Origin of the sequence: Rhodopseudomonas pseudopalustris, assembly GCF_900110435.1 — a bacterium.
Lineage (GTDB): Bacteria > Pseudomonadota > Alphaproteobacteria > Rhizobiales > Xanthobacteraceae > Rhodopseudomonas > Rhodopseudomonas pseudopalustris.
Map to the genome: position 1 here is coordinate 377,544 of NZ_FODT01000001.1, position 14,569 is coordinate 392,112.

Here is a 14,569-nt window from a genome sequence, read left to right on the forward strand (position 1 = left end):
CGCCGCTAACCATGCGCAACAAGGCCGCGCAGCACCAGACGGTTGAGGCGTCCGGCGAAGGCGGCGGGGTCTTCCGGCAATTCGCCGTCGAGGATCTGCGCCTGCTCCAGCAGCAGGAACGACAGATCGGTGGCGTCGGCCTTGTCGGCTTTGGCATCAGCCAAAGCGGCGACCAGCGGATGGCCGAGATTGATTTCCAGCACCGGCTTGGTGGCGGCGCCCTTGTTGGCGCGGGCCAGCATTTTTTCCAGTTCGCGGTCCGGACCGAAACCGCCGGCGACCAGGCACGACGCGCTGGAGGTCAGCCGCTGCGACGCCTTGACGTCGCTGACCCGCTCGCCGAGCGCGTCCTTGATCACCGCGATCACGGTGGCCTCGTCGGCCTTGGTTTCGTCCGGCTTGTCGTCCGGCTTGTCGGCGTCGAGCTTCGGGATCAGGTCGAAATTGACGTCGCCCTGGCTCAGTGACTTCAGCGGCTTGCCGCCGAAATCGAGCTGGCCCGAGGTCCAGAACGCATCGACCCCGTCGGTCAGCAGCAGCACCTCGATGCCGCGCGCGGTCGCCGATTCCAGCTTCGGGTTCGATTTCAGCCGCTCGATCGAATCGCCGACCAGATAATAGATCTCGGTCTGGTTCTCCTTCATCGCCTCGACATATTGCGACAGCGTGCGCTTTTCGCCGGCCGTGGTGGTGAAGCGCGCCAGCGCCAGCAGCTTTTCGCGGCGCTCATAATCCTCGTACAGGCCTTCCTTCAGCACCGGGCCGAACGCCTCCCAGATCCTGGCGAAGTCCTCCGGCTTCTTGTCGGCAAGGCTTTCCAGCTCGCCGATCACCTTGCCGGTGACCGCCTTGCGGATCTGCGCGAGCTGCGGATTGTTCTGCAGCATCTCGCGCGACAGGTTCAGCGGCAGGTCCTCGGAGTCGATTACGCCGCGCAGGAAGCGCAGATAGGGCGGCAACAGATCGGCGTCCGCGGTGATGAAGACGCGGCGGACATACAGCTTGATCCGCCCCTTGCGCTCCGGCTCGAACAGATCGAACGGCTTGGTGGCGGGCGCGAACAGCAGCACCGCGTAGGATTGCCGGCCCTCGGCGCGGTAGTGCAGCGTCATCGCCGGCTCGTCGAAGGCGCCGGCGATCTGCTTGTAGGCCTGATTGTAATCCTCTTCGGTCAGTTCGGATTTCGACCGCTGCCACAGCGCGCTGGCCGAATTGATCTGGCGCGGCTCGCCCTCTTCCGGCACCAGCTCGATCGGAAACTGGATGTTGTCGGAATATTCCGAAACGATCCGCTCGATCTGATAGGCCTCGAGATATTTCGCGGCGTCGGGCTTCAGATGCAGCACGATCTCGGTGCCGCGCACGACGCGCGCCGCGGCTTCCTCCGAGGCGGGCGCGATCTCGAAGCCGGCCCCGCCCGACGACGACCAGGTCCAGACCTCGCCGGAGCCGGCGCGGCGGCTGGTGACGACGATGTTGTCGGCGACCATGAAGGCGGCATAGAAGCCGACGCCGAACTGGCCGATCAGCCCGGCGCCGTCCTTGGCTTCGGTGAGCTTCGTCAGGAACGATTTGGTGCCGGATTTGGCGATGGTGCCGAGATTGTCGATCAGCTCCTGGCGATTCATGCCGATGCCGTTGTCGATCACCGTCAGCGTGTCGGGCGCCTTGCGCGGGACGATCTGGATCTTCGGCGCGCCGCCGGCCTCCATCAGCGCCGGGGTCGCGATCGACTCGTAACGCAGCTTGTCGAGCGCGTCGGAGGCGTTGGAAATCAGCTCGCGCAGGAAAATGTCGGTCTCGGAATAGACCGAGTGCACCATCAGGTTCAAAAGCTCGGCCACCTCGGCCTGGAACGGCTTCGTCTCGCTGGCGGTATCAATCGTGGTCATGAGGAACGCTCAATCCTGAACAAGAGGGAATGGGGGAACTCCGGATATAGCGCGCGGAAGGATGATGGCAAGGCGGAGCCGTGCTGCGATTGCGCTGCATGTGGACGATGCGGCGTCACCAGCAAAGCCGTCATCCGACCAGCTATTGGCCCGGCTGGTGCGCCCAGCCAAGTGATCTGTCCCGCTTCACAAGCGCCATCGAGAAGCGCCCCTCACGGACAGGACGATGCGGACAATATTCATATTAGGAATCTTGCCAAACGACGAGTGACGGCGCCCCCATACCCTTGCTGCACTTTAACACGAACTCCTTGTTGGGGAGTTCAAGATACTATATTTTACGGATGTGGTCGGGAGGTCTGCAGACGTGGACCGTTGGGATTGACTTATTCCACCCGGCCGCCCGCTTATCTATAAATTTCATGCAGCTTATTTTTCATGCATCTATTGTATCTCGATGATTCCGGCTCTGTCGGAAACGCTGACGATCATCACATTGTCCTTGCGGGGATATCGGTTTTCGAGAGGCAGCCGCATTGGTTCTCCCAGAGAATGGACGACATTGCGGGGAGGATCTGGCCCGCTTCTCCCAATCTCGAATTCCGCGGAACTGACATCCTTACAGGCAAGAAGCACTGGCGAGGCGTCGGTCGCCAAGATCGCATTAACGCTTATCGTGAGGTACTCCACCTTGTCGGGTCATCCAATCAGGTTACGCTCTTCGGAGCCGCCATTCACAAAGCAGCTATTTCGCCCGCCGATCCAATGGAGTATGCGTTCGAGCAAATCTGTAATCGCTTCGATCGTTTCTTGGGGCGGTTACATAAGGCATCCGATACTCAACGCGGCCTGATTATCCTCGACGAATCGTCCTATGAAACATCTCTTCAAGGGCTAGCTCGGAACTTCAGGACCGTCGGACACAGGTGGGGCCAACTCTACAACATGGCCGACGTCCCGATGTTCGTTAACTCCAAGGCAACGCGCCTCATTCAATACGCAGATCTGATCGCACATGCCGTGCGTAGATATTACGAATACGGCGACGCAAGTTACTTTGACATCTTCAAGAGCAAGTTCGATTCGGAAGGTGGAGTCGTCCACGGCTTGGTGCACTTCAAGCCGTCAGGCGCCCAATGCAATTGTCACTGCTGCCGCCAACGCTAGAGCAGGATGATTTGCCTTCGAATCGTCACACCGCTCCAGCTTTGTTTTATGATCATGATCTTTTCGGAGAACCGGCTTCCACTTTTCGAGATCGTGCTCTAACGATCGTTCTGTATCACACTTCCAACCGCCGCCGCGCAGCAGCTCGCCTTCAGGCCGCCGAGTTCGGAGCGGGACAGCTGCAGCGTCCAGCCATAGGCGTCGAGCACGTCCTGCACGATCGCGAGGCCGAGGCCGGCGCCCTCGCCGCGCTGGTCGAGCCGGATGCCGCGCGCCAGCACCGTGGCGCGCGCGGCCTCGTCGATGCCCTCGCCGTCATCCTCGATCACGACGCACAGGCCATGCGTTGCAATGCCGGCGCTGATGCGGACGCGGGCGTGGGCGTGCCGCGTGGCGTTGTCGAGCAGATTGCCGAGCACCTCGGCGAGATCGGCGCGGTCGAACGGCCCCGCGACGGAGTCGGCGATTCGCGTCTCGAAATCGATCCGCCGGCCGGCCGGGGTGCGCGACTGGATCGTCACCAGCGAGCGCACCAGCGGCGCGATCTCGACGGAGGCGCTCTCGCCGCGGCGCGCGGCGCCGCGCAGCCGGGCGCGGGCCAGTTCGCGATCGACGTGACGGCTCATCGCGCTGACAACCGCCTCGATGTCGCGCGCGAGCTTGTCCTCGCCGCGCTCGCGCAAGCCCGCGGCGTCGGCGGCCAGCGCGGCGAGCGGCGTCTTCAGCCCGTGGGCGAGATCGGCGGCGCGATCGCGCGAGCGCTCGATCTCGCGCGCCTGCGCATCCAGCAGTGCGTTGACCTCCTCGACCAGCGGGAGCACCTCGTCGGGCACCGCCTGGGGAAGCATCCGGCTGCGTCCGGAGCGGATATCGGCGATGCCCCGACGCAACGCGCGCAACGGCTGCAGCCCGAGCATCACCTGCACCGAGGTGGCGATCGCCAGCGCCACGCCGAGAATGCCCAGCGCGATCACGAGGTCCCGCGCGAACGCCCGGCCGGCGGCGGTGACTCGCGCCAGATCGACCGCGACCGCGGCGCGGATCGGCATCGGCTTGCCGGCCACGGTGAGAACGACCTGACGCTCGACGATCGACAGCCGCGCGCCGGCGGGCCCCGCAATGTCGTGATGATGCACCTCACCCGGGCCGGGCTGATCGATCGGCACCGTCAGCCGATCGTCCCACAGCGAGCGCGAGCGCAGCAACTGATCGTGATCGTCGCCGACCTGCCAGTACAGGCCCGACAACGGTTCGGCGAAGCGCGGATCGGTCGGCGAGCGGGCCACCGCCAGCCGGCCATCGGCCCCGACCTCGATCCCGGCCAGCAATTGCTTCAGTGAGACTTCGAGGTCGTCCGCGATGGTGCGGGTGACGTGACGCTCGAACAGGATGGTGAGCGCGACGCCGGCGACGCTCAGCGCGATCAGAATCGCCGCGGCGCCGCCGGCGATCAGCCGCAGCCGCAGCGAGTGGCGCGTCACCTGCTATCCCCGGCCACGATGTAGCCGAAGCCGCGCCGGGTCTCGATCAGTTCGGGGCCGAGCTTCTTGCGGACGCGGCCGACCAGCACCTCGATCGCGTTGGAATCATGCGCGTCGTCCTGACCGTAGATGCTCTCGCTCAACTCGAACTGCGACACCACCCGGCCGCGATGCAGCACCAGATAGGACGCGAGCCGGTACTCCAGCGGCGACAGCGGCGCCGGCTGGCCGCGCACGGTGACCTGCATCTGGCGTTCGTCGAGGGTGACGTCGCCGATGGTGACGACCGAAGAGGCGTGGCCGGCCGAGCGGCGCACGATCGAGCGCAGCCGCGCCAGCAGCTCCTCCATCCGGAACGGCTTCGGCAAATAATCGTCGGCGCCGGCGTCGATGCCGTCGACGCGCTCGGCCCAGCTGCCGCGCGCGGTCAGGATCAGCACCGGGGTGCGGCGGCCGCCTTCGCGCCAGCGCTTCAGAATGGTCAGCCCGTCGAGCCTGGGCAGGCCGAGATCGAGAATGATCGCGGCGTAGTCCTCGGTGTCGCCGCGAAACCACGCCTCTTCGCCGTCGGCGACGCATTCGGCGATGTAACCAGCCTCCGTCAGGCCGCGCGCGAGATCCGACGCGATCCGGCTATCGTCCTCGGCCACCAGCACCCGCATTACTTTTCCCTGGTCTCGCGGATGTCGCCGCTGAGCGGATCGACATAGACCTCGAACAGCCGCCCGCGCTTGTCGACGACGTGGAATTCGTAGATCCAGCGACCGTCGTCGCGCTCGATCTCGACCGAGGTGATTTCCCCCGGCAGCTTGTCGCGGATCATCGTCAGCAGTTCGGCGAGCGGACGGATCTCGCCGCGCTCGACCGCGCGCCGCACCTCGTCGTGACTGGCGTGGCGGTGCTCACGACCCTCGGCGTGGCCGTGTCCGCCGTGGTGATGGCGGTCGTGCTCGTGCGCAAACGCGGGCACGGCAATCGCCGGCATCGCCGCGCCGGCCATAGCGAACCCGAGCACAAGCCACCGGATCGGCGTCAACGTCTCCAAGCCGCATTCTCCGCAACAGCTAGAGCATGATCCCGAAAAATGGACACCGGTTTTCGGAAAAGATCATTCTCGAACAACAACCTAGAGCGGGATGAGGACTCGAAGATAAGTCATCCTGCTCTGGAATCGGCCGCACCATCCACCCACGCGCCTGACTGCTCGCTGACATCGATCAGGCGGCGGCGCGCCGCCGTCAGCTGCCGCTCCGCGAAAACAACGGCCGCAGCACACCGGCGACCAGCCCGGCTGCGATCAGCAGACCGACGATCGGGATCCACAACAGGAACGCGCCAAGCAGCAGCACCAGGATGACCGCGATCACCGCGCCGATCGCCAGCGCCATCAGGAACAAGCCGAATGGCCCGACTTTGCCGACGAAGACGTGCTCGGTGGTGGTCTGATCGATGAACACCCGCGTCCCGCGCGGATCATGGGTCTCGCCGGGCGGAATGATCTCCGGCTCGAAGCGAGGCCGCTCGGGTGGCTGCTTGGGCTGATCGGTCATGGTGCAACGTCCTTGCGCGCCGGGGTCATCGCTCCGGCGCCGGCCAAGAATAGCCGCTTGGGCCGCGGGAGCGAATAGTTTCGACAGAACCGTGCGTGACGTTCGGCCGCGCAAGCACGACGCTGGTATCTGACTGCGGTTCTGGGTTCTTAAGACGAACTCACGACGCCGGCAACGGTTCCTGTTCGCGCGCCACCCGCTCCGGGAAGGCCGCAGCGAGCGAGGCGCGGTCCGGCTTCAGCACGCCGCGCTCGGTGATCAGCCCGGTGACGAGGCGCGACGGGGTGACGTCGAAGCCGTAATTGGCGACCTTTGAGCCCGGCGGCACGATCCGCACGGTCTCGATCCGGCCATCCGCGGTGCGGCCGGTCATGTCGGTGACCTCGGCCGCCTCACGCTGCTCGATCGGGATTTCCTTCACCCCGTCATGGATGGTGAAGTCGATCGTCGGCGACGGCAGCGCGACGTAGAACGGCACGTTGTTGTCGTGCGCGGCGAGCGCCTTCAGATAGGTGCCGATCTTGTTGCAGACGTCGCCGTCGGCGGTGACGCGATCGGTGCCGACGATGCAGAGATCGACCATGCCGTGCTGCATCAGATGGCCGCCGGTATTGTCCGGGATCACGGTGTGATCGACGCCGTGATGGCCGAGCTCCCAGGCGGTGAGCGAGGCGCCCTGATTGCGCGGCCTGGTTTCGTCGGCATAGACGTGGATCGCAATGCCGCGATCGAACGCCTGATAGATCGGCGCGGTGGCGGTGCCCCAGTCGACGGTGGCGAGCCAGCCGGCGTTGCAATGGGTCAGCACATTGACGCGCTCGCCGGGCTTCTTCGTCGCCGCGATCGCCTCGATCAGCTTCAGGCCGTTGGCGCCGATCGCCTGGTTGATGGCGACATCCTCGTCGGCGATTTCGCTGGCGCGCTTGTAAGCGGCGGCGACACGGTCGGCTGGCTTCACCGGGACAAGCGCGCGGCGCATTTCGTCGAGCGCCCATTTCAGGTTGATCGCGGTCGGCCGGGTCGCGATCAGCTTGTCGTAGGCCAGACCGAGCGCCGCGTCGGAGGCGTCCTCGCGCATCGCCAGCGCGATGCCGTAAGCCGCAGTCGCCCCGATCAGCGGCGCGCCGCGCACCAGCATGGTGCGGATCGCATCGGCGGCGCGGTCGCAATTGGTCAGCCGCGCCACGACATATTCATGCGGAAGCCGGCGCTGATCGATCGCCGCGACGGTCCAGCCGTCGGGCTCGAGCCAGATGGAGCGGGTATGGATGCCGTCGACTTTCATGGCTAATTCCTCAGCTAGTCCCGGTATTGACCCGTCATTGCCAGCGAAACGAAGCTACGCCTTCAAGATCCGGCCGGCGACCGCGTCGAGCTTCTTCAGCAGGTCCGGATCGCGCGCGTCGGGCTGGGTGATCAGCGCGGTGTCGAGCGCGCGGTCGGAGCCGATCGGGCATGGCTCGTGCTCACGCGGGAAATCCTGGGCGAGCCGCGCCACCAGGCTCTTGGCCTTCTCGGCGTTCGACGACAGCACCCGGATGATGTCCTGCACCGTCACCGCATCGTGGTCTGGGTGCCAGCAGTCGAAATCGGTGACCATCGCCACGGACGCGTAGCAGATCTCGGCCTCACGGGCGAGCTTGGCTTCCGGCATGTTGGTCATGCCGATCACCGAATAGCCCGCCTGCTTGTAGGTGACGCTTTCGGCGTAGCTGGAGAATTGCGGGCCTTCCATGCACAGATACGTGCCGCCGCGCGCCATCGCGATGCCCTCCGCCTCGGCGGCGGCGGCGAGATGGATGCGCAGCCGCGGCGAGACCGGATGCGCCATCGAGACGTGGGCGACGCAGCCGCGGCCGAAGAACGAACTCTCGCGCTTGTAGGTGCGGTCGACGAACTGATCGACCAGCACGAAGCTGCCGGGCGGCAGCTCCTCCTTGAACGAGCCGCAGGCCGACAGCGAGATCAGGTCGGTGACGCCGGCGCGCTTCAGCACGTCGATATTGGCGCGGTAGTTGATGTCGGAAGGCGACAGCCGGTGGCCCTTGTCGTGGCGCGGCATGAACACGATCGGCAGGCCGGCGATGTTGCCGCGCCGCACCGCCGAGGACGGCTCGCCCCACGGGCTCGCGATCGCTTCCTCGCGGACGTCCTCAAGCCCCGGCAAATCATAGATGCCGGATCCGCCGATAATGCCGAGTACGGCCCTGGTCATGCCCTGTCTCCCATCTCGTTCGAGGCGCATTCAACATGGGCGTGGTTGATCGACAACCCCCATAACGGACGTATCCGACAAACGTCTCATGTTACCGACGGCCAGATCGACGGCTGATGTCAGGCGCTCCAGGACGCGCGACGATTTTTCTTGTTCCGGATCGCCACGCGGCTGCTAGGATTGCCGCCAAGGCCTCGCAAGAGCGGCTGTGGATGGGAGTGAAAAAACGTGCAGACGGGACGCGTCGTATTCGGCGCCATGGAGGAAGTTGTTTTCGGGCAGCCGGCTGCGGCTGCGATCGTCGCCCAGATGGACCGGATCGGCGCGCAGCGCGCGCTGCTGATGGTCTCGGGCACCCTCAACCGCACCACCGACGAGATCGCCAAGATCCGCGACGCGCTGGGCGGGCGCTGCGCTGGCGTGTTCGACGCGATGCCGGCGCATACGCCGCGGTCGGCGGTGATCGCCGCGACCCATCAGGCCCGCGACGTCGCGGCCGATCTGATCGTCACGGTCGGCGGCGGCTCGATCACCGACGGCGCCAAGGCGGTGCAAATCTGCCTCGCCAACGACATCCATCGCGTCGAGGACATCGACCGGGTCCGCAACCTGAACGCGCCGGTGGCGCCGAAGGTGCGGCAGATCAGCGTGCCGACCACGATCTCCGGCGGCGAGTTCAGCGCGATCGCCGGCGTCACCGACGAGGCGACGCGGATCAAGGAGAAGCTGGCGCATCCGCTGACGATGCCGCGCGCCGCGATCCTCGACCCGGCGATCACCGTGCACACGCCGGAATGGCTGTGGCTCTCGACCGGGATTCGCGCCGTCGATCATTGCGTCGAGGGCATCTGCTCGCGCGAGGCGCACCCGTATGGCGACGCCCAGGCGCTGAAGGGCCTGTCGATGCTCGCGACGTCGCTGCCGCGGGTAAAGGCGGATCCGACCGATCTGCAGGCGCGGCTCGACTGCCAGATCGGCACCTGGCTGTCGATGGGCGCGCTGTCGTCCGGCGTCCCGATGGGCGCCAGCCACGGCATCGGCTACGTGCTGGGCGCGGTGTTCGATGTCCCGCACGGCCACACCTCCTGCATCATGCTGCCGGCGGTGATGCGCTGGAACAAGTCGGTCAATCCCGAGCGTCAGGCGCTGGTCGCCGCGGCGATGGGACATCCGGGCGAGGACGCCGGCGACGTGCTCGATGCGCTGATCCGCGTGCTCGGGATGCCGCGCAGCTTGCGCGACGTCGGCGTCGGTCCCGAACAATTCGAGCGCATCGCCAGCCAGGCGATGGGCACGCCCTGGGTTCCACGCAATCCCCGCAAGATCGACGGTCCCGCGCAGGTGCGCGAGATCCTCGAACTCGCCGCCTGACCGCCGATATCAACGAGGACCACGATGTACACCGGCCAATTTGCGAACACCCACCCCGATCGCCCCGCTTTCATCATGGCCTCGACCGGCGAGACCGTGACCTATGCGGAGCTCGAAGCCCGCACCAACCGGCTCGCGCATCTGCTGCGCAATCACGGCCTGAAGCGGCTCGACCATTATTCGGTCTTCATGGAGAACAACAACCGCTATCTCGAGGCCTGCGGCGCCGGCGAGCGGTCGGGCTATTACTACACCTGCGTGAACTCGTACCTGACCGCCGCCGAGCTGGTCTACATTCTGACCAACAGCGAATCGAAGGTGCTGATCACCTCGACGGCCAAGCTCGACGTCGCCCGCGAGGCGCTGAAGGACTGTCCCCACGTCACGCTGTGCGTGGTGGTGGACGGCGTCGGCGAAAGCGAGCGGATCGTCGGCCTCGCCGAGGCGACCAAGGGCCTGCCCGACACGCCGATCGCCGATGAAAGCCTCGGCACCGCGATGCTGTATTCGTCCGGCACCACCGGCCGGCCGAAGGGCATTCTGCGCCCTCTGCCGGAGCAGCCGCCGTCGCAGCCGCTGCCGCTGTTCCACTTCCTCAACATGCTGTGGAAGTATCGCAATGACATGATCTATCTGTCGCCGGCGCCGCTGTATCATTCCGCGCCGCAGGCCGCGGTCGGCCTGACCATCCGGGACGGCGGCACCGTGATCATCATGGAGCATTTCGATCCGGAGCAGTATCTGGCGCTGATCGAGAAATACAAAGTCTCGCACAGCCAGCTGGTGCCGACGATGTTCTCGCGGATGCTGAAGTTGCCGGAAGAGGCGCGCAGCAAGCATGATCTGTCGACGCTGGAGGTGGCGATTCATGCCGCAGCGCCCTGCCCGCCGCAGGTCAAGGAACAGATGATCAAATGGTGGGGGCCGATCATCCACGAATATTACGGCGCGACCGAAGGTCTCGGTTTCACCGCCTGCAACAGCGAGGACTGGCTCAAGCATCGCGGCACCGTCGGCAAGGTGATGTTCGGCGATCTGCATATTCTCGACGACCGGATGCAGCCCTGCCCCAAGGGCACGCCGGGGCAGATCTGGTTCAAGACCGCGACGCCGTTCGAATATTTCAACGATCCGAACAAGACCCAGGAGGCGCGCTCGGACGACGGCAGCATGAGCACGGTCGGCGACGTCGGCTATGTCGACGACGACGGCTATCTGCACCTCACCGACCGCGCCACCTTCATGATCATCTCCGGCGGCGTGAACATCTATCCTCAGGAATGCGAGAACCTGCTGATCACCCACCCCAAGGTCGCCGACGCCGCAGTGTTCGGCGTGCCGAACGAGGATCTGGGCGAAGAGGTCAAGGCGGTGATCCAGCCGATGCCCGGCGTCGATCCGGACAGCGATCTGGCGCAGGAGCTGATCGCGTTCTGCGGCCAGTCGCTGTCACGGCAGAAGGTGCCGCGCTCGATCGACTTCCTCGAGGAACTGCCGCGGCTGCCGACCGGCAAGCTCTACAAGCGCCTGCTGCGCGACAAATATTGGGGGAAGGGCGAATCAAGGATCGTGTGAGGCGATCGTCGCGCGACTTGATTTTCGCATGATGTCTGCGATCCGGCACAGCGCAACCTCTCCCGCTCGCGGGGGAGGTCGGATCGCGTAGCGATCCGGGTGGGGGAAGGCCTCTCGGCGTATCGCAGAGTCAGTGCTCGGGTCGCCCTCACCCCAACCCTCTCCCGCAAGCGAGACCTCTGCGAAACTCGTTGATTTGGCGAGTTTGCCGCTGGAGGGGTGATGGCGTGATGCGATTTGGCTGCGATCGGCGGTTTCGGCCGCCGTGGCCGCTGATTGTCAGCGGATGGCGGCTGCGGTTCGCAGGTTGTAGGCGATCGAGATCAGATCGAGGTGGAATGCGTTGGCGGTGATGCCTGCGTAGCGCATGCGGGTGAAGCCGTAGCGGCCTTTCAGTTGGGCGAAGGTGCGTTCGATCGCCTGCCGAACACGGCCGATCAGCTTGTTGCGCACTGCCTGCCATCGCGGCAGCGCCTTCTGGTGTTTGTTGCGACGATGCTGGATGCGATCCTTGATGCCGCGGGCTTTGAGGGCTTGGCGGCGCGCCCGCTTCTCGTAGGCCTTGTCGGCATAGACCGCCTTCTCGTCGCCGAGGACGAGATCGTCGGCGACTTCGCTCTCATACGTCTTCGCCCCGGTCAGTTTGCGGGCCCGGATCAGCCCCGATCCCTGATCGATCGCGATGTGCGCCTTGTAGCCGAAGAACAGCCTTCGTCCGGCGCCGTGCCGTGTCCAGTTGGCCTGCGGGTCGTGTGACGAACGGCTCTCGACCTCGCGCGGCGTCGATCCCGACGGGGGCGTTCGCCCTGAACTCTGAACCAGGGTGGCGTCGATCAAGGTCCCTGTCTTCAAGACATATCCAGCCGCTTCGAGCTGCCGGAGGACCTCCTGAAACAGGGCGTCTCCCAGGCCGGCCTGCTGCAAGGCATTGCGAAACCGGCAAAGCGTCGTCTCGTCGGGTGTCTGCGCATCCAGCGCGAACCCGCAAAAGCGTCGAAACGAAACCCGGTCGAGCAGGGCCTCTTCGAGGCCGGGGTCGGACAGTCCGTACCACTGCTGCAGCAGCAAGGCTTTGAACATCGCCAGCGGCGCGTAGGGCGGGCGACCGGTCTCGCCCGGCCGCACCTTGCGGATCAGGACGGCAAGACGGTCCCAATCGATCAGGCCGGAAATGCGCTCCAGCCGCTCGTTGCGCCCAAAGCCCGCCGGCAGCAAAGCCTCAATGAAACTGTCCTGCGCCATCCCGTTCACCTCCGCCTACGCGCAAGTGAATCACATCTGGATAGAACAGTCAGGTTTTGCAGAGGCCTCGCAAGCGGGAGAGGGGGCGCCCTGTGCGCTGGAACTTTCCGGCAAACATTCTCACGCCTTGGCGAGAAGAATCGGCCGCGTTGGGGTATACGCTTGCCATGTCCCCAGCCGTCCGCCCCTCCGCATGACCCTCGCCGCTTCCCGCCTCGACGACGATCTCGATGCCCGCGCGCTGTCGACGTTGAACCACGTGTTCGGCCTGCCCGGATTTCGCGGCCATCAGGAGCAGATCGTCCGCCACGTCGCGGGCGGCGGCGATTGTCTGGTGCTGATGCCGACCGGCGGCGGCAAGTCGCTGTGCTACCAGCTGCCGGCGCTGCTGCGCGACGGCTGCGGCATCGTGGTGTCGCCGCTGATCGCGCTGATGCGCGACCAGGTCGCGGGGCTGCTCGAGGCCGGCGTGCGCGCCGCGGCGCTGAATTCATCGCTGTCCTACGCGGAAGCCGACGCGATCGAGCGGCAATTGCTCGCCGGCGAACTCGATCTGCTCTATGTCGCGCCGGAGCGGCTGCTGACGCCGCGCTGCCTTTCGATGCTGGCGCGGGCGAAGCTGTCGCTGTTCGCGATCGACGAGGCGCATTGCGTGTCGCAATGGGGGCATGATTTCCGCCCGGAATATGTCGGCCTGTCGGCGATCGCCGAGAAATTCCCGAATGTGCCGCGGATCGCGCTGACCGCCACCGCCGACGCGCTGACCCGCCGCGAGATCACCGAGCGGCTCGGCCTCACCGAGGCGCCCTGCTTCGTGTCGAGCTTCGACCGGCCCAATATTCGCTACACCATCGTCGACAAGCAGAACGCACCGGCGCAGCTCAAGGCGTTCATCGCCGACAAGCATACGGGCCATTCCGGCGTGGTGTATTGCCTGTCGCGCGCCAAGGTCGAGGATACGGCGGCGGCGCTGTGCAAAGCTGGCATCACGGCGCTGCCCTATCACGCCGGGCTTCCGGCAGGGACGCGCGCGGCCAACCAGGACCGCTTCATCAACGAGGACGGCGTGGTGATCGTCGCCACCATCGCGTTCGGCATGGGCATCGACAAGCCGGATGTTCGCTTCGTTGCGCATCTCGATCTGCCGAAGAGCATCGAGGCGTATTATCAGGAGACCGGGCGCGCCGGCCGCGACGGCAAGCCCTCGGATGCGTGGATGGCCTATGGCCTGTCCGACATCGTGCAGCAGCGCCGGATGATCGACGAATCCACCGGCTCCGAGGCGTTCAAGCGGGTCTCGGCCGGCAAGCTCGATGCGCTGGTGGGCTTGTGCGAGTCCACCGGCTGCCGCCGGACGCGCCTGCTCGGCTATTTCGGCGAGACGTCGACCGATCTGCAGTGCGGCAATTGCGACAACTGCCTCAACCCGCCGAAGGTGCAGGACGGCACGGTGGCGGCGCAGAAGCTGCTGTCCTGTGCGTATCGCACCGGGCAGCGGTTCGGCGCGCAGCATCTGATCGACGTGCTGCTCGGCCGGCTGACCGAGCGCGTCGGCCAGTTCGGCCACGACAAATTGTCGGTGTTCGGGATCGGCGGCGAACTCAACGAGAAACAATGGCGGGCGGTGATCCGGCAATTGGTGTCGCTCGGCCATCTGCACCCGGACAGCGAGGCGTTCGGCGCGCTGAAGCTGACCGAGACTTCGCGCACGGTGCTGAAGGGCGAGACCCAGGTGATGCTGCGCGAGCAGACCGGCGGCCGACCGCCGCGCGCGCGATCGCGCCGCGGCGATCTGGTCGGCGGCGGAGCAGCGCGCGACGCTACCGCCGGCGATCCCGAGCTGTTCGCGGCGCTGAAGGCGTGGCGCGCAAGTGTCGCGCGGGAACGCGGCGTACCGGCCTATGTGGTGCTGCACGACGCCACCATGGACGGCATCGCCGCCGCCAGGCCGCGCTCGCTCGACGAGCTGCGCGGCATTGCCGGGATCGGCGACAAGAAGCTCGAACATTACGGCGCCGCGCTGTTGGCGGTGATCGACGCCGCGCGCCGGTAAGTTCTGGGGATTGGTCCGGATCC

The 14,569-nt window shown here is 65.7% G+C and carries 12 protein-coding genes; 4 read left to right on the forward strand and 8 right to left on the reverse strand.

Annotated features, from left to right (window positions below; translation table 11 throughout):
- Positions 1-5: 5 nt before the first annotated feature.
- On the reverse strand, positions 6-1,892 hold the full coding sequence (gene htpG, locus BMY71_RS01805; RefSeq protein WP_092681313.1) for a molecular chaperone HtpG: 1,887 nt from the start codon (positions 1,890-1,892) through the stop codon (positions 6-8).
- Between the two features lie 438 nt (positions 1,893-2,330).
- Here htpG and BMY71_RS01810 point away from each other — a divergent pair, with 438 nt between their 5' ends.
- Positions 2,331-3,059, forward strand: coding sequence for a DUF3800 domain-containing protein (locus BMY71_RS01810; protein ID WP_092681315.1), 729 nt, complete (start codon positions 2,331-2,333; stop codon positions 3,057-3,059).
- 98 nt (positions 3,060-3,157) lie between these two features.
- Here the strand turns inward: BMY71_RS01810 and BMY71_RS01815 are convergent, their stop codons facing one another.
- The 6 genes from BMY71_RS01815 to BMY71_RS01840 all read right to left on the reverse strand — a co-directional run bounded on the left by BMY71_RS01815 (position 3,158) and on the right by BMY71_RS01840 (position 8,305).
- Positions 3,158-4,540 (reverse strand): sensor histidine kinase, encoded by a 1,383-nt coding sequence (locus BMY71_RS01815; protein ID WP_092681317.1) that lies wholly within the window; start codon positions 4,538-4,540, stop codon positions 3,158-3,160.
- Positions 4,537-5,202 carry a response regulator transcription factor gene (locus tag BMY71_RS01820; RefSeq protein ID WP_011504780.1) on the reverse strand — a complete coding sequence of 222 codons (666 nt, stop codon included), beginning with the start codon at positions 5,200-5,202 and terminating at the stop codon, positions 4,537-4,539. The genes BMY71_RS01815 and BMY71_RS01820 overlap by 4 nt, the downstream gene beginning before the upstream one ends.
- A complete protein-coding gene (locus BMY71_RS01825; protein WP_092681319.1) occupies positions 5,202-5,585 on the reverse strand; it encodes a PepSY domain-containing protein in 384 nt (127 codons plus the stop codon). Before BMY71_RS01825 ends, BMY71_RS01820 begins: the two co-directional genes overlap by 1 nt.
- Positions 5,586-5,778: 193 nt before the next feature.
- A complete protein-coding gene (locus BMY71_RS01830; RefSeq protein WP_011504782.1) occupies positions 5,779-6,090 on the reverse strand; it encodes a hypothetical protein in 312 nt (103 codons plus the stop codon).
- 160 nt (positions 6,091-6,250) lie between these two features.
- Positions 6,251-7,375 carry an S-methyl-5-thioribose-1-phosphate isomerase gene (gene mtnA, locus BMY71_RS01835; protein WP_092681321.1) on the reverse strand — a complete coding sequence of 375 codons (1,125 nt, stop codon included), beginning with the start codon at positions 7,373-7,375 and terminating at the stop codon, positions 6,251-6,253.
- 54 nt (positions 7,376-7,429) lie between these two features.
- Positions 7,430-8,305, reverse strand: coding sequence for an S-methyl-5'-thioadenosine phosphorylase (locus BMY71_RS01840; protein WP_092681323.1), 876 nt, complete (start codon positions 8,303-8,305; stop codon positions 7,430-7,432).
- Between the two features lie 228 nt (positions 8,306-8,533).
- On the opposite strand from BMY71_RS01840, the gene BMY71_RS01845 reads away from it, so the two are divergent.
- Complete coding sequence (locus BMY71_RS01845) at positions 8,534-9,676, forward strand: iron-containing alcohol dehydrogenase (protein ID WP_092681325.1); 1,143 nt, start codon at positions 8,534-8,536, stop codon at positions 9,674-9,676.
- Positions 9,677-9,700: 24 nt separating this feature from the next.
- On the forward strand, positions 9,701-11,251 hold the full coding sequence (locus BMY71_RS01850) for an AMP-binding protein (protein ID WP_092681327.1): 1,551 nt from the start codon (positions 9,701-9,703) through the stop codon (positions 11,249-11,251).
- Positions 11,252-11,530: 279 nt separating this feature from the next.
- Here the strand turns inward: BMY71_RS01850 and BMY71_RS01855 are convergent, their stop codons facing one another.
- The gene (locus BMY71_RS01855) at positions 11,531-12,493 is read right to left on the reverse strand and encodes an IS5 family transposase (RefSeq protein ID WP_092681309.1); all 963 of its coding nucleotides are present in this window, start codon (positions 12,491-12,493) and stop codon (positions 11,531-11,533) included.
- A 193-nt stretch (positions 12,494-12,686) separates the two neighbouring features.
- Here BMY71_RS01855 and recQ point away from each other — a divergent pair, with 193 nt between their 5' ends.
- Positions 12,687-14,546: a DNA helicase RecQ gene (gene recQ, locus BMY71_RS01860; RefSeq protein WP_092681329.1), complete on the forward strand. Its 1,860-nt coding sequence runs from the start codon at positions 12,687-12,689 to the stop codon at positions 14,544-14,546.
- Positions 14,547-14,569: the final 23 nt, after the last annotated feature.